The sequence below is a fragment of the Pedococcus sp. P5_B7 genome, assembly GCF_054049895.1.
This window is the reverse complement of record NZ_JBFULM010000006.1, coordinates 232,014-247,187: the sequence shown is the minus strand read 5'-3', so window position 1 is coordinate 247,187 and position 15,174 is coordinate 232,014. Positions and strand designations below refer to the sequence as shown.

The following is a 15,174-nucleotide window of genomic DNA, read 5'->3' as shown; positions in this document are numbered from 1 at the left end:
GTGGTGGGCATGCTCCGCGTGGGCCTCACGGGAGGCATCGGGTCCGGGAAGTCGACTGTGGCGCAACGGCTTTCGTCACACGGGGCCACCGTCATCGACGCCGACGTCCTGGCGCGGGAGGTCGTGGCGCCCGGGAGTGCCGGCCTGGCAGCGATCGTCGACCGGTTCGGCGACGCCGTGCTCGACGACGACGGCGCCCTGAACCGCCCGGCCCTCGGGGCGCTCGTCTTCGCCGACGAGGGTGCGCGCCGCGACCTCGAGGGGATCACCCACCCCCTGATCGCCGACCGCACGCGGGAGCTGGTCGAGGCCGCGCCGTCGGACGCAGTGGTCGTCCACGACGTCCCGCTGCTGGTCGAGAAGCACTACGGCCCGCGCTACCACCTCGTGGTCGTCGTCGGCGCCGACGAGGAGACCCGGGTGAAGCGGCTGATGCAGACCCGGGGCATGACCGAGTCCGACGCCCGGAGCAGGATCGCTGCCCAGGCCACCGACCAGGAGCGGCGCGCCGTCGCTGACGTCTGGGTCGCCAACGACGGCCACCAGGACGACCTGCTGACGGTGGTCGACGCACTGTGGGACGAGCGCCTGGTGCCCTTCGAGGAGAACGTCCGCCGCGGCATACGGTCGCGTCGTGGCGAGACGCTGGAGCTGGTGGCAAGCGACCCCTCGTGGCCGGACGAGGCACGCCGGTTGCTCGGGCGCCTGCGGTTGGCCTTCGGGGAGACGGCGGTGACGGCCCACCACATCGGCAGCACTGCGGTCCCCGGCCTCGTCGCGAAGGACGTGGTCGACCTGCAGATCGGGGTGCCGAGCCTCGACGACGCGGACGGCGAGGCCCTGCGGGCGCGGCTCGACGCTGCGGGCTTCCCCCGCGCCGAAGGCGTGTTCTCCGACTTCGACCGGGGCTCCGACGGGCTCTGGCCCAAGCGGATGCACGGCAGCTGCGACCCGTCTCGGGTGACGCACGTCCACGTCCGAGAGGTGGGGAGCCCCGGGTGGCGGTGGGCGTTGATGTTCCGTGACTGGATGCGGGCGGACTCGCAGGCCCGCACCGACTACGAGGTCGAGAAGCGGCGCATCGCGGCGGCCGTCACGACGGTCAGCGAGTACGCCGAGGCCAAGGAGCCGTGGTTCGACTCCGTCCACGCCCGGGCCGAGGCGTGGGCGGCCGACACGGCCTGGGAGCCGACGCGTGACTGAGCAGCGCCGGCCCACGAGCGTCTACGGCGTCGGCGAGGAGCCGGACCCACGGTTCTCGCTCGCCAACGAGCGGACCGCCCTGGCGTGGATGCGCACGGCCCTGGCCCTGGTCGGTGGCGGCGTCGCGTTCGTGTCACTGGCGAGCCTGTCGACCCTCCCGGCCTGGGCGGCCCTCGTGGGTGCCGCCGCCTGCATCGGCGGAGCCGTCCTGGCCGTCCGGGCCGTCGTCGCCTGGGCGCGGGTGGAGCGAGCCCTGCGCCTGACCCGACCACTGCCCGCACCGCAAGCCCTTCTCCTCCTCGCCGGGGGCGTCGTGGTCCTCGGCGGTCTCACCCTCGTCCTCGCGGTGGTGGAGGTCGCCGGCCGGTGAGCGCCATCCCGGACCGCGACGCACTCCAGCCCGAGCGCACGGCCCTGGCCTGGCAGCGCACCGCGATCACCGCGATGGTGGCGCTGGTGCCGTTGGTCCTCGTGGCGCTGCGCACCGACCGACCCCTCCGGGCAGCGGCGGGGGCCGCGGCGATGGGCGTCAGCGTGGCACTGGTGGGGTCGGTGCGACGCCGTCTCGTCCAGCTGCGCGACGAGACCCGTGGCTACTCGCCCTTCCAGCCGATGGTCCGCGTCGCCGTGGTGACCCTCCTCGCCGCGACCGGTGGAGTCGTGCTGGGGGTCACCTCGTGGCTGGGCTGACCGCGCAGCCCGGGTCAGCGGCCTGGAGGGTGGTGCTCGTCGCGCACGGGGACCAGGGGAAGTGCGACCAGGGCGAAGAGGGACGCGGAGGCGAACGTCACGGCATACCCGGTCCAGCTCACCAGGGCACCCGCGAGCGGGGGCACCGCCGCGGCCGTGAGGAACTGGCCGGTGTTCTGGACGCCGAGCGCTCGCCCCGACCAGAACGGCCCCGCTCGCTCGGCGACGGCGGTGAACGCGAGGCCGTTGTCGGCCACGGTGACCGCCGACGCGACGACGAGCAGGAGCACGGCGACACCCCACTCCTCGTGGGACGCGACGCCGAGCAGCCCCATCGTCACCACGACCGCGGCCGCGACCCACCGCAACGGTCGCATCCGGCTCCCGACCCGGTCGGACAGGTGGCCCACGGCGATCCGCCCCGCGGCTCCGCCGACCTGCGTCACGGCGACCAGGGTGCCGGCTGCGGCCGCAGACCAGCCACGGTCGGTGACCAGCCAGGCGAGCGAGTAGGTCCACACCAGGAACTGCGGCACGACGAGGAGCATCGAGACGCCGTGCACGCGCGCCAGCGTGCGGTCGCTGCGGTAGGGGTTGCGCGCCGTGTCGACGGTGCGCGGCGGCCGCGGCGGGTCCTTGACGACCACGGCGACCGCCACGCACGCGAGGGCAGCAGCCGCAGCGGGCACCGCCAGCGCCACGCGGATGCCGTGGTGCTCGGCCAGCACGGCCATGGTCACCGCGGCCACGGCCACCCCGAGTGGCTGGGCCATCTGGCGAATGCCCATGGCGAGCCCTCGCCGGCCCGCTGGGAACCAGCCGACCACGACCCGCCCGCTGGCGGCGTTGGCGCTGGCGGCGGCTGCGCCCGCGACGAAGAGCCACGCGCACCAGCCCACCGGCCCGCGCGCCGTCGTGCTCGCGAGGGCGGCGAGTGCGGTCACCGCGAGTCCGGTGACGAGGGCCAGGCGCTCGCCCCTGCGGTCGACGACGACGCCCCACGCGACCAGGGTGAGCATGACGCCCAGCATGGGCGCGGCGCTGACCAGCCCCGCAGTGGCCAACGGAAGCCCCTCGCGGGCGTGCAGGACGGGGATCAGGAAGGCGGGTCCGTGCAGGGCGACGGCGGACGCCGTCTGGGCGAGCGTGCTCACCGCGAGCATCGCCCAACGGCGGCCGGGCCCCACCTCCGTGGACGGGGCGGCGGTCCGGTCGTGGGGGCTGGTTGCGGTGGCCACCACCCAGTCCTACGCCTCGCGTCGTCGGGGGGGGGCAGTCTGTCTCACCGCATCCTGAGACGGGCGCTGTCGGAGGGTCGGCCTACGCTGGACGCATGCGTCCCACGACAGACCTGCAACGCACGGTCGCCCCGTTCGAGGTGATCTCCGACTTCCAGCCCGCCGGAGACCAGCCCACCGCCATCGCCGACCTCGCGACGCGGATCCGGGCAGGGGAGAAGAACACCGTGCTGCTGGGCGCGACCGGCACCGGCAAGTCCGCGACCACCGCGTGGCTGGTCGAGCAGGTGCAACGGCCGACCCTCGTGATGGCGCCGAACAAGACGCTCGCGGCCCAGCTCGCCAACGAGTTCCGTGAGCTGCTGCCCAACAACGCCGTCGAGTACTTCGTCTCCTACTACGACTACTACCAGCCCGAGGCCTACATCCCGCAGACGGACACCTACATCGAGAAGGACTCCTCGATCAACGACGAGGTCGAGCGGCTGCGGCACAGCGCCACCAACTCGCTGCTCACCCGTCGTGACGTCATCGTCGTCGCCTCGGTCTCCTGCATCTACGGTCTGGGCACCCCGCAGGAGTACGTCGACCGGATGGCCCGCCTGCGGGTCGGCACCGAGGTCAACCGCGACGACCTGCTGCGGCGGTTCGTCCAGATGCAGTACACCCGCAACGACCTGGCCTTCACGCGCGGCACCTTCCGCGTGCGCGGAGACACGGTCGAGATCATCCCGGTCTACGAGGAGCTCGCCGTCCGGATCGAGTTCTTCGGCGACGAGATCGAGCGGATTTACACCCTCCACCCCGTCAGTGGCGAGATCATGCACGAGGAGCAGGAGATGTACGTCTTCCCGGCGACGCACTATGTCGCCGGCCCCGAGCGGATGGAGCGGGCGATCCGGGGGATCGAGCTCGAGCTGGCCGACCAGCTCGCCGCGTTCGAGAAGCAGGGCAAGCTCCTCGAGGCGCAGCGGCTGCGGATGCGCACCACCTACGACATCGAGATGATGCGCCAGGTCGGGTCGTGCTCGGGCATCGAGAACTACTCGATGCACATCGACGGCCGGGGCCGGGGGACCGCCCCGAACACGCTGCTCGACTACTTCCCGGAGGACTTCCTCCTGGTCATCGACGAGTCGCACGTCACCGTGCCGCAGATCGGGGCGATGTACGAGGGCGACATGTCGCGCAAGCGCCAGCTCGTCGACCACGGCTTCCGGCTGCCGTCCGCGATGGACAACCGGCCGCTGCGGTGGGAGGAGTTCCTCGACCGGATCGGCCAGACCGTCTACCTCTCGGCCACGCCCGGCCCCTACGAGCTCGCGCAGAGCACGGGGGTTGTCGAGCAGATCATCCGCCCCACCGGGCTGATCGACCCCGAGGTCGTGCTCAAGCCGACGAAGGGCCAGATCGACGACCTGCTCCACGAGATCGGCGAGCGCACCAAGGTCAACGAGCGGGTCCTGGTGACGACGCTCACCAAGAAGATGGCCGAGGACCTCACCGACTACCTGCTCGACAAGGGGGTGCGGGTCCGCTACCTCCACAGCGAGGTCGACACCCTGCGGCGGGTGGAGCTGCTGCGCGAGCTCCGGATGGGGGAGTACGACGTCCTCGTCGGCATCAACCTGCTCCGCGAGGGACTCGACCTGCCCGAGGTGTCCTTGGTCAGCATCCTCGACGCCGACAAGGAGGGCTTCCTCCGCTCGGCCCGCTCGCTGATCCAGACCATCGGCCGCGCGGCCCGCAACGTGTCCGGCCAGGTGCACATGTACGCCGACAAGGTCACGCCGTCGATGCGGGAGGCGATCGACGAGACGCAGCGCCGCCGCGAGATCCAGGTCGCCTACAACCTCGCGGCCGGGGTCGACCCGCAGCCCCTGCGCAAGAAGATCGCCGACATCACCGACCTGCTCCAGCGGGAGGATGCCGACACCGAGGCACTGCTCGGGTCGGGCCGCAGCCAGTCGCGCGGCAAGAACGCCAACCGGGGCGGTCGTGGCGCCCTCCAGGCCGACGCCGGGGTCGCGGCCGACCGGTTGCGCAACCTGCCCGCCAACGACCTCGCCAACCTCATCCAGGAGCTGTCGGCCCAGATGCACCAGGCGGCCGCGGACCTCCACTTCGAGCTGGCGGCCCGGCTGCGTGACGAGATCGGTGACCTGAAGAAGGAACTGCGGCAAATGTCCGCTGCGACCCAGTAGGTGTCGTTTGGGGCCTGACGAGGGCTCCTGAGGTGCATGGCGCGTGGTGTGCGTCATTTGCGTGAAGACACGGTGGGTGGGGCCCTGACAGCCTGACGGGTGGAGGTGCACCATGGCTGCAGGACCCTGCCGCGCCAACAACTTCATGCGGGTGTTGGGCGGATGAGTGTGCTTGGACAGGCCGGCCGCGAGTCCTCGACGGCGGTCCGGACGGTTTTCGGCAACCGCAACCTGCGTCGCATCATGCTCGCCTTCGGCGGGTCGGTGATCGGCGACTGGGCCTATGGCACCGCCATCTCCGTCTGGGCGTACAGCGTGGGCGGGGCCAAGGTGCTGGCGGTCTGGGCCGTGGTGCGGTTCATCCTGATGGCCGTCTGCACGCCGTTCGCCGCCACCCTGGTCGACCGCTACTCCCGCAAGGGAATCATGATCAGCGTCGACCTGGCCCGGTGCGTCCTGCTGCTGGTCATCGCGGCGACCATGGCGAGCGTGGACCCGCTGGTCGTCTTCGTGCTGGCCGGCCTCGCGTCCGTCCTGGGTACCCCGTTCCGGCCCGCCCAGCGCGCGATGATGCCGTCGCTGGTGTCCCGGCCCGAGGAGCTCACCGCGGTCAACGGCACGTCCAGCACCCTGGAGAGCCTGGCCTTCTTCGCCGGACCCGCCCTGGCGGCCGGCCTGCTGGCGTCGACCTCGGTCGAAGTGGTCCTCTTGTTCGACGCCGCCACCTTCCTCTGGTCGGCTGCCCTGGTGTACGGCGTGCACCCGGTCGCACCGGCCACACCCGCGTCCGCGTCCGCGGTAGCGGAGCCGGAGCCCGCGGACGCCACGGAGTCGAAGGACACGGCGCAGGACCCGGCCGAAGCCAAGCAACGCTGGGCGTTCCTGCGCGAGACGGGTGGGGGCTTCACCTACATCTGGCGCGACCGCGACCTACGGGTGCTCATCGCGCTCACCTGCGCGCAGACCCTCATCGCCGGGGCGTCGGCTGTCTTCGTGGTCTCGATGGCCTTCGACCTCGTCGACCTCGGCCCGCCGGGGGTCGGCTTCCTCGACTCCATGCTCGGTGTGGGCGCCCTGGTAGGTGGCTTCGTGGCGCTGTCCCGGGCCTCCCGCCAGCAGCTCGGTCTCGACTTCTGCGTGGGCGTCGTCCTGTGGTCGCTCCCGCTCGTGCTGGTCCTGGTCTGGCCGACCGTGGCAGTCGCCGTGCTGGTCATGCTCCTGCTCGGCCTGGCCAACCCGCTCGTGGACGTCAACCTCGACACCCTGCTGCAACGGCTCACCCCCGACCACCTGCTGGGTCGCGTGTTCGGCACGCTCGACTCCGCCTACATCGCCTCGATGGCGGTCGGTGCCGGCGTCATGCCGCTGCTGATCGCCCTCGTCGGTCTCCAGTGGGGCATGGCCCTGCTCGGTCTGCTCGTGACCGCGATGGTCGTTCCGGCGGTCCCGCGGATGCGTCGGCTAGACCTGACGCTGCGCGCGCCGGAGGGACTGCCGCTGGTCGAGTCGGTGCCGATGTTCGCGCCCCTGGACCGCACCGCCCTCGAGGGTCTCGCACGGCAGCTGACCCGGGTCGAGGTCGCGGCGGGCGCGCTCGTCTTCGACGAGGGCGAGGAGGGCGACCAGTTCTTCATCATCGAGTCGGGCGCCGTGGAGATCTGGCACGACGGTGTGCTGCTGCGCACCGAGTACGCCGGCGACTACTTCGGCGAGATCGCCCTGCTGCGTCAGGTGCCGCGGACGGCCCAGGTCCGCGCTGTCGAGCCGACCGTTCTCCGCGGGTTGGGGCGGCGGGCCTTCCTCGACGCCGTGCTCGGGAACGTCGAGGCGGTGACAGCTGCCGAGACCGTCATGGCCCGCCGGATCCTCGCGGGGTGACGGTGGACGACCTCGACTCGCGGCTCGAGCCCTACCTGCCCGTCCTGCTGCGGGGGCGGGTGGCGGCCGACCCCGCCCCAGCGCACTGGGCGCTGTCCGGCAGCCTCGTGGTCCTCGACATCAGCGGCTTCACGCGGCTCACCGAGAGGTTGGCGGCGCGCGGGCGGGCGGGCGCCGAGGAGCTCAGCGACGTCCTGGACGACGTGTTCGGCCCACTCGTCGAGGTGGCCCTGGCCGAAGGGTGCGACCTGCTCAAGTGGGGTGGCGACGCGGTGCTGCTGCTGGCCACCGGCGACGGCTCGGCCGTGCGCGCCACCCGTGCCGCCGCCAGGATGCGCGCCGTGCTGTCCCGCGTCGGACACCTGCGCACCTCGGTGGGGGCCGTCGTCCTGCGGGCCTCGACCGGGGTGGCCACCGGTGACGTGCACCTCGTCCTGGCGGGAGACCCGAGTGCCCACCGCGAGCTCATGGTGCTCGGGCCCCTGGCCAGTCGGGTGACGTCGACCGAGGCGGCGGCCGCGGCTGGGCAGGTCCTGGTGGACGGTGCGACGGCCGCTCTCCTGCCGGAGCGGTTCGTGGGGGAGGCGACGGGTCCGGGCTTCCTCCTGCGCGGCCTCCCGCCCCCAGCTCGCGCCGGTGAGGGGGTTGGCGACCTGACTGCGGTCCTGCCCCAGACCTCGGGTGGTCCGGCCACGGACCGTGCCCGGCTGGTGCCCAGCCAGCTGCGCGCCCACGTCGCGCACGGCAACCGCGAACCCGAGCACCGGGTCGCCGCGGCGGCCTTCATCCGCTTCTCGGGGACGGACGAGCTCGTGGAACAGGACGGACCCGAAGCCCTCACCGTCGCCATCGACGAGCTGGTGCGCACCATCCAGGAGGCGACGACCCGGCACGGGGTGTCGTTCCACGAGACCGACATCGACGTCGACGGCGGCAAGGTGATGCTGGTCGCGGGCGCCCCGCAGAGCACGGGCGACGACGTCGACCACCTCCTGGCGGCAGTCCGCCACGTCGTCGACCGGCCCGGTCGTCTGCCGGTCCGGGTGGGGGTCGCGCAGGGACGGGTCTTCACCGGAGACCTGGGTCCGGCCAGCCGGCGGACCTACTCGGTGAAGGGGGGTGCCGTGAACCTGGCGGCCAGGCTCGCCGCTCGCGCCTCGCCCGGGAGCATCAGCCTGCCCGCCGAGCTGCTCGACCACAGCCGCACCCGGTGGGAGGTGGAGTCGACGAGCTCGCTGCGGCTCAAGGGACTGGCCGAGCCCGTGCCCAGCGTGACCCTCGGCCGCCCGACCTCGCGCGTGGTCGACCAGGTGGAGACGGCGATGGTCGGCCGAGAACTCGAGCTCGGGGTGATCCGGACCGCCCTCGACCGCCTCGGTGACGGAGTGGGCGGCCTCGTCACGGTCGTCGGCCAGCCCGGCATGGGCAAGACCAGGCTCGTCGCCGAGGTGCTGGCGGGTGCCGAAGACTTCGAGGTGCTCAAGGCCGAGTGCGGGCACAGTGGTGCCACGGCGCCCTATGCGACCGTGCGCGTCCTCCTCGCCGCAGCTCTCGGGCTGTCCTCCGAGGTCGACCCCCAGGAGGGGTTCCGGAGGGCGGGCACCCTGGTCCGGGCCCGTGACCCCCAGCTCGAGGGGCTGCTGCCGATGCTCGGCCTGGTCTTCGACGTCCCCATGCCCGCACCACGCGACGAGGTCGAGCTGGGGGAGGAGTTCCGCTCCGACGCCCTGCACCGGTTGGTGGTTGCCGTCATGGAGGCGGCCCTCCAGTCCCCGACCTTGCTGGTGGTCGAGGACGCCCACCTCATGGACGGCGACAGTGCGCGGGTGCTGGAGCTGCTGGCGGCCCGCTGTGACGACCTGCCGTGGCTCCTGCTGACGACCCGGCGGGAGCTCGACGACAGCACACCCCCTGCAGGCGTCGTGGTCGAGCTCGGTCCGTTGGCCGCCACCGCCAGCGAGCTGATGACCGAGCTGGTCGACCCCGAACGCCCCCTGCCGCCGGCCGCGGCCCGGGCCCTGGTGGCCCGCGCCGGTGGGCACCCCCTGTTCATCCGCGAGCTGGTCCTGGCGGCCTCGCGCGGCGACCGGATCGACGACCTTCCGCTCTCGGTGGAGGAGCTCGTGGCGGTGCAGATCGACGCCTTGGCCCCCCGGCAGAGGTCGGTGTTGCGCCGCGCCGCGGTGCTCGGGAACTCGTTCACGCTCGCGCTCCTGGCCGAGCTGGTGGCCGATCTCCCCGATGGGCGGACGCTGCGTGACGACGTCGCCGAGCTGTCGGCCTTCCTGGAGCCGGCCGGGGCGCGGCGGTGGCAGTTCCGACACGCGGTGCACCGGGAGACCGCGTATGCCGGTCTGCCCATCAGGGTGCGGACCCGACTGCACGCGACGGTGGGAGAGGTGTTGTCGCGCTCGCCGCGCGCCCGAGGTCGCAGGCCAGAGGTGCTGGCGCACCACTTCTTCGCGGCCGGACGCTTCGCGGACGCGTGGGAGTGTGCTCGGCGGGCGGGCGCGAAGGCACTGGCTGCGGCCGCACCGGAGGCCGCCGCCCACGCCTACGCCCAGGCGGCCGAGGCCGCCTTGCGATCAGGGTCGGTGCCCACGGGGGAGCGGGCGGCCGACCTCGAGTCGTGGGGTGACGCGTTGTTCCTGTGCGGCCGGTCCCGCGACGCCGACCGCGCCTACGCCCAGGCCAGGCGACTCTGGGTCGGCGCGCCGGTGCGGTCGGCAGCGCTCTCGCTCAAGGGGGCCAAGGTGGCCCAGCGCCAAGGGCGCCACCCGGTCGCCCTGCGGCGCACCGCGACCGGCCTGGGGATCCTGGTCGGAGTCGATGGCCCCGATGCGCTGGCGACCCGGGCCCGGCTGCTCTCCCGCAGGAGCGTCGTGCTCATGAGCCAGGGGCGCTACGCCGACGCGGCGCGGTGCGCGCTGGAGGCGGTGGGCACCGCCGAGCAGGCCGGTCAGGACGACGCGCTCGCCCAGGCCCACCTGGTGCTGCACGGCGTGGAGGTCTTCACCGGCTCCAGCTCGGGAGTCGACCACGGCGAGACGGCCCTGGCGCTGTATGCCGCCCTCGGGGACCTGAGCGGGCAGGCCCACGCGCACAACAACATCGCCATGCGGCTGCTCCTCCAGGGCCGCTGGACCGAGGCGCTGGAGGGCTTCCAGCGCGCGGCGGCCAGCTTCGAGAAGGTGGGCGACGCAGCGAACGCCGCGAACGCGGCATACAACAGCGCCGACCTGCTGAACCGGCAGGGGCGCCCCCAGGCGGCCCTGGACGTCCTCGCCGGGGTGCTGCGGATCGCCAAGGCGGTCGACGACGAGGAGCTGCGCGCGCTGGTGCTGCGCGAACAGGGCCGGGCCCACCACCGGGCCGGGCGCCCGGACGAGGGCAGCAGGCTGCTCGACGAGGCGCGTGCCCTGTTCCACGCGCTGCACGAGCCCCACGAGGTCTGCGAGACCGACATCGCCGTCGCCGAGGGACACCTGCTCGCCGGGCGCTCCGCCGAGGCGCTCGCGGCGACGCACCGCGCCCTCGCGACCATCACCGCGCTCAGGGCGGCGACCCTCCTGCCGTCGGCGTTGCGCGTCCGCGCGAGCGCCCAGGCGGTGCTGGGTGACGAGGCCGGCGCGTGGGCGTCACTGCATGCAGGGCTGGCCGCGAGCGCGGCGCCGGACCTCGCCCACGAGCGCGGGTTCCTGCTGGCGGTCCAGGCCCACCTGGAGTCGGTGGCCCTGGCCGACCACGAGGCGTTCGCCGTCCTCGAGCGGCTGGGAGTGCTCAGGGCACCCCTACCGTGGCTGGCGCCGGTCGGTCAGGAACAGCTCCATCACGGGTAGCTGCCCCGGATGTCGTGGGTGAAGAGGATGACGCTGTAGACGTCGCCGGCGTTGTCACGGGTGGACTGCACGGTGTCGCGGCACGCGGTCTGCCCCGTGCCCAGCACGCCCTTGGAGGGGCAGTCCGGCACCTGGGTGAAGGCCCCGGTGTTCGTGAGGTCGATGGTGACGGGGAACGAGCTGACGCCGCCTTGCCCGCACAGCGTCTTGTCGCAGGCCAGGACGAACGTGGCGGGAGCAGTCGGCGTGTACAGCGGCGCCCCGTTCTCGTCCTTGAGCGAGACCTCGGCGGTGACCAGCCGAGCGGTGGTGCCCGACTTGGTGCGGCAGGTGAGGATGGTGTCGCACGAGCCGACCGACATCAGCACGGTGCCGTTGCCCCCGTTGGGCAGCTGGAGGAAGCCGCACACCGGCGAGGTGGGCGTGGGAGCCGGGCAGCCGGGGTCGGTGACGTTCAGGGTGCTGCGCGGAGCGGCCTGGGCGCGGACGGCGGTCGCGGCCACGTTGATCGTCGTGGTCGTGCCAGTCAGGGCGGTCCCGGAGACGACGCCGACGGCGAGCTTGACGGCGTTCCCGAACGGCGCGTAGGTGGCCCCGGCGATCGTGCCGCGCGTCGTGCCCTTGACGATGGTGCCCTCGAGGACGCCGGCCAGGGTGCCGGAGCCCGTGACCAGGCTGAGTCGCATCGTGGTGTTCTGGGTGGGCGCGAGCGGCGCACCCAAGGGGTCCCTCGCCTCCACGACGACGGTGAACGGGCGCCCGGCCACGGCACCGACCAAGCCCGTGCCCTGGTCGCCGACGGAGATGACCGCGAGCGACCCCTTGACGGATCCTGCCATCGACGCCGACGGCGCCACCAGCAGGAGGGCCGCTGCCCAGATCATGGCCACCACGGCCAGGACCGGGACGGGGCGTGGGCGCAGTCGGCGTACGGACATGGCAGACCTCAGTTCGGCAGGTGGTCGAGGGCTCCCATCGTGGCCGGTGCACGGCTCGCCGCTGTACCTCAGTTGTCCTAGTCCTCGTCGACGATGGTCCTCGGCAACCAGTCGACCCGCTCGTGGGCGAGTCGGGACTACCGTCGCTGCTGTGACCACCTTCGACGCCGATGCCCTGCGCGACTACTGCCTGGCCAAGCCGGGCGCCTGGGCCGACCAGCCCTGGGAGGGCGACTTCGTCGCCAAGGTCGGGGACAAGATCTTCGCCTTCATGGGCAGCGAGTCGGTCGGCCTGAAGTGCGGCGCCTCCCGCACCGAGGCCGACGAGTGGCTCCTGCAGTACCCCGAGGACGCGTCGGTGATGGCCTACATCGGCCGGTCCGGCTGGAACACCCTGCGACTGGGTGGCACGATCCCTGACGACGAGCTCCGCGAGGCGGTCGACACCTCCTACGACACCGTCGTGGCCAAGCTTCCCAAGAGCCGCCGGCCGGCCCTGGACTGACCAGCCGGTGGGCCGAGTTGGGGGAGCGGCTCAAGTCTGGGACACTTCTTCTTGTTCATCGAAGGGCTGGCCCCCTCGATGAAGTGTTTTGACCATCGGAGGGCGGGCCCCCTCGATGTAGCTTTTGTTTTTGACCATCGGAGGGGAGTATCCCCACGCGGTGTCCTCGTCATCACGGTCGCCTGTCGCGCCGGCTCACGCAGCCACGCGGCATACCGACCCGGGGAGCCGGTCCGCACCTCACGGGGCGGGAGAGACCTCCGGCCACCTCGTTGTGACCGGAAGGTTCCCCCTGTGACCGCGTTCGTTGCGACCACCGCCACCCAGATGGAAGTCCCCACCTGGGTCTGGTACCTCACCGTCGGCCTGATGGCCGTCGTGCTCCTCTTCGACGTCTTCATCATCGCGCGCCGCCCGCACGTGCCGTCGACCAAGGAGGTCAGCATCTCGCTGGCCTTCTACATCGGTGCGGCCCTGCTGTTCGGCCTCGGCATCTGGTACTTCACCCACGACCAGGCTGGCGGCAAGTTCGCCACCGAGTACTACGCCGGCTGGCTGACCGAGTACTCGCTGTCGGTCGACAACCTGTTCATCTTCCTGCTGATCATGGCCAGGTTCGGGGTGCCTGAGAAGCTCCAGCAGTCGGCGCTGCTCATCGGCATCATCATCGCCATCGCCCTGCGTGGCATCTTCATCGCGGTCGGTGCCGCGGCGATCAACCAGTTCTCGTGGGTCTTCTACATCTTCGGCGCGTTCCTCATCTACACCGCGGTCAAGCTCGGCAAGGAGGGCGAGACCGACGACGAGGAGTACGAGGAGAACCGCTTCATGAAGTGGGTCGAGAAGCGCTTCCCGGCCACCGACCAGTACGACGGGGCCAAGCTGTTCACCCACATCAACGGCAAGAAGCTCGCCACCCCGATGTTCATCGTCATCATGGCGCTCGGGACCACCGACCTGCTCTTCGCGCTCGACTCCATCCCCGCGATCTACGGCCTGACCAAGGAGCCATACCTGGTGCTCACGGCCAACCTGTTCGCGCTGATGGGGCTGCGCCAGCTCTACTTCCTGATCGGCGGGCTGCTCAAGAAGCTGGTCTACCTGAGCCTGGGCTTGGCCGTGCTGCTCGCCTTCATCGGCGTCAAGCTCGTGCTGCACGCCCTGCACGAGAACGAGCTGCCCTTCATCAACGGTGGCGAGCACGTCAAGAGTGCTCCGGACATCCCGATCTCGGTGTCCCTGGGCGCCATCGTGGTCATCCTCGGCGTGACGACCGTCGCGAGCCTGTGGAAGTCCCGCAAGGACGAGCGCGAGCGGCTCTCAGCCTCCTGACAGGGCCGGGTCGGGACGCTCGTCAGGGCGCTCGTCGCGACGCTGGCCGGCACCCATCACCAGGGCGCTGGCCAGCACCACCAGGGCCATGCCCAGGAGCTGCAGGTGGCCGAGCCGCTGGCCGAGGACGACGAGTCCGGCCAGTGCGGCAGCAGCGGGCTCCAAGCTCAGCAGGATGCCGAACACGCGGGCGCTGAGCGTGCGCAGGGCGGCCAGCTCGAGCGAGTAGGGCAGCACCGAGGACAGCACGGCGATGCCGAGGCCCTTGGCCACCGACTCGCCGGTCCAGTCCGGGACGCTCGTCACGCCGAACGGCAGCGCGACGACGAGGGCGACGGCCATCGCCAGGGCGAGGCCCTCGAGCTTCGGGAACTCGCGGCCGGCGCGACCGCTCGCGAGGATGTATGCCGCCCAGCAGGCGCCCGCGAGCGCGGCCAGTCCCAGCCCGGTCCACTCCACGTCCGGGAAGGGGGTGTCGAGCGCCTCGGAGATCAGCACCACCCCGATCGCGGCCGCCCCGACCGCGGCCAGGTCACGAAGTCGTCTGGACAGCGCGGTGGCGAGGGTCAACGGGCCGAGGAACTCGACGGTGACGGCCACCCCGATCGGCAGGTGGGCCAGCGAGGAGTAGAAGGCCAAGTTCATCAGGCCCAGCGCGGCGCCGAACCCGAGGACGGTCAGCCAGGCGGCCCGGCTGTGCCCTCGCACGCGGGGTCGGGCGATCGCCCAGAGGATCGCGGTCGCGAAGACCAGGCGCAGGGTGACCGACCCGCCCGCCCCGATCTCGGGGACCAGGGTGGCGGCCAGCGCGCCTCCGAACTGGACCGAGACGATGGCGGTCAGGACGAGGAGCAGCGGCTGGGCCGGTGTCCTCGTGGTCATGGTGGGCGACTCTAGCCAGCGCTGCGCCGGACAACGTCCTCCTGTACCACCCTTCGGCGAAAGATATGCGTTGTTGACCGGCCGTAAGACACAAGTCATCCAAATAGTGAGAAGGTCTGCCCGCCGATTTTCACTTAGACCGTTCACATTCCCGGCGCCGTCGCACGGCACGTGAAGCACCCCATGGTGAGAGCAGGCAACCGGCATGTATTGGTGAGGTCACCTAGTCCCTAATGACTATTGCTGCCCGTCTTTTTGAACTCATACCTTTGTCCAGTCGCGGAACCACAAGGAGACCTCACAGGGGGTGCTGGTCTTCGGTCTGCGGGGTTGTGAGGGACATACATGGCTGCTTTGTTCGAAGATCACCAGCGCCCAGTCGCTGGAGGGGAGATCGACACCGTTCGCGCGTTGCTGCATGACTTGCGGCAACCGCTGGCTGCGATTCTCCTGCTTGCCGGCACC

The 15,174-nt window shown here is 71.6% G+C and carries 11 protein-coding genes; 8 read left to right on the top strand and 3 right to left on the bottom strand.

What is annotated here, in order from left to right; all coding sequences use genetic code 11:
- Positions 1–9: 9 nt before the first annotated feature.
- Genes coaE through ACXJKD_RS14990 form a run of 3 tightly spaced genes read left to right on the top strand, consistent with a single transcriptional unit; the run spans position 10 to position 1,893 of the window.
- Positions 10–1,203: a dephospho-CoA kinase gene (gene coaE / locus ACXJKD_RS15000; RefSeq protein WP_457255410.1), complete on the top strand. Its 1,194-nt coding sequence runs from the start codon at positions 10–12 to the stop codon at positions 1,201–1,203.
- Positions 1,196–1,573, top strand: a complete 378-nt coding sequence (locus tag ACXJKD_RS14995; RefSeq protein WP_457255409.1) for a YidH family protein — start codon at positions 1,196–1,198, stop codon at positions 1,571–1,573. Before coaE ends, ACXJKD_RS14995 begins: the two co-directional genes overlap by 8 nt.
- Positions 1,570–1,893, top strand: coding sequence for a DUF202 domain-containing protein (locus ACXJKD_RS14990; protein ID WP_457255408.1), 324 nt, complete (start codon positions 1,570–1,572; stop codon positions 1,891–1,893). The genes ACXJKD_RS14995 and ACXJKD_RS14990 overlap by 4 nt, the downstream gene beginning before the upstream one ends.
- 14 nt (positions 1,894–1,907) lie before the next feature.
- Here ACXJKD_RS14990 and ACXJKD_RS14985 read toward each other — a convergent pair whose 3' ends face one another.
- Positions 1,908–3,131 carry an MFS transporter gene (locus ACXJKD_RS14985; RefSeq protein WP_457255407.1) on the bottom strand — a complete coding sequence of 408 codons (1,224 nt, stop codon included), beginning with the start codon at positions 3,129–3,131 and terminating at the stop codon, positions 1,908–1,910.
- A gap of 95 nt (positions 3,132–3,226) precedes the next feature.
- Between ACXJKD_RS14985 and uvrB the strand changes: the two genes are divergently transcribed.
- The 3 genes from uvrB to ACXJKD_RS14970 all read left to right on the top strand — a co-directional run bounded on the left by uvrB (position 3,227) and on the right by ACXJKD_RS14970 (position 11,052).
- A complete protein-coding gene (gene uvrB / locus ACXJKD_RS14980; RefSeq protein ID WP_457255406.1) occupies positions 3,227–5,335 on the top strand; it encodes an excinuclease ABC subunit UvrB in 2,109 nt (702 codons plus the stop codon).
- 162 nt (positions 5,336–5,497) lie between these two features.
- Positions 5,498–7,213 carry an MFS transporter gene (locus ACXJKD_RS14975; RefSeq protein ID WP_457255405.1) on the top strand — a complete coding sequence of 572 codons (1,716 nt, stop codon included), beginning with the start codon at positions 5,498–5,500 and terminating at the stop codon, positions 7,211–7,213.
- Positions 7,210–11,052: an AAA family ATPase gene (locus tag ACXJKD_RS14970; protein WP_457255404.1), complete on the top strand. Its 3,843-nt coding sequence runs from the start codon at positions 7,210–7,212 to the stop codon at positions 11,050–11,052. Before ACXJKD_RS14975 ends, ACXJKD_RS14970 begins: the two co-directional genes overlap by 4 nt.
- On the opposite strand, the gene ACXJKD_RS14965 is transcribed toward ACXJKD_RS14970, so the two are convergent.
- Positions 11,043–11,990 (bottom strand): hypothetical protein, encoded by a 948-nt coding sequence (locus tag ACXJKD_RS14965; RefSeq protein WP_457255403.1) that lies wholly within the window; start codon positions 11,988–11,990, stop codon positions 11,043–11,045. The two genes, ACXJKD_RS14970 and ACXJKD_RS14965, sit on opposite strands and share 10 nt — an antisense overlap.
- Positions 11,991–12,141: 151 nt before the next feature.
- On the opposite strand from ACXJKD_RS14965, the gene ACXJKD_RS14960 reads away from it, so the two are divergent.
- Positions 12,142–12,495 carry an MmcQ/YjbR family DNA-binding protein gene (locus ACXJKD_RS14960; protein ID WP_457255402.1) on the top strand — a complete coding sequence of 118 codons (354 nt, stop codon included), beginning with the start codon at positions 12,142–12,144 and terminating at the stop codon, positions 12,493–12,495.
- A 327-nt stretch (positions 12,496–12,822) separates the two neighbouring features.
- Positions 12,823–13,827, top strand: a complete 1,005-nt coding sequence (locus ACXJKD_RS14955; protein ID WP_457255606.1) for a TerC family protein — start codon at positions 12,823–12,825, stop codon at positions 13,825–13,827.
- Here the strand turns inward: ACXJKD_RS14955 and ACXJKD_RS14950 are convergent.
- Positions 13,816–14,709 carry an EamA family transporter gene (locus tag ACXJKD_RS14950; RefSeq protein WP_457255401.1) on the bottom strand — a complete coding sequence of 298 codons (894 nt, stop codon included), beginning with the start codon at positions 14,707–14,709 and terminating at the stop codon, positions 13,816–13,818. The genes ACXJKD_RS14955 and ACXJKD_RS14950 overlap by 12 nt on opposite strands.
- Positions 14,710–15,174: the final 465 nt, after the last annotated feature.

Coding starts and splice junctions, on each gene's coding strand:
- coaE (WP_457255410.1), top strand. CDS start 10: ATGCTCCGCGTGGGCCTCACGGGAGGCATCGGGTCCGGGAAGTCGACT.
- ACXJKD_RS14965 (WP_457255403.1), bottom strand. CDS start 11,990: ATGTCCGTACGCCGACTGCGCCCACGCCCCGTCCCGGTCCTGGCCGTG.
- ACXJKD_RS14975 (WP_457255405.1), top strand. CDS start 5,498: ATGAGTGTGCTTGGACAGGCCGGCCGCGAGTCCTCGACGGCGGTCCGG.
- ACXJKD_RS14955 (WP_457255606.1), top strand. CDS start 12,823: ATGGAAGTCCCCACCTGGGTCTGGTACCTCACCGTCGGCCTGATGGCC.
- uvrB (WP_457255406.1), top strand. CDS start 3,227: ATGCGTCCCACGACAGACCTGCAACGCACGGTCGCCCCGTTCGAGGTG.
- ACXJKD_RS14950 (WP_457255401.1), bottom strand. CDS start 14,709: ATGACCACGAGGACACCGGCCCAGCCGCTGCTCCTCGTCCTGACCGCC.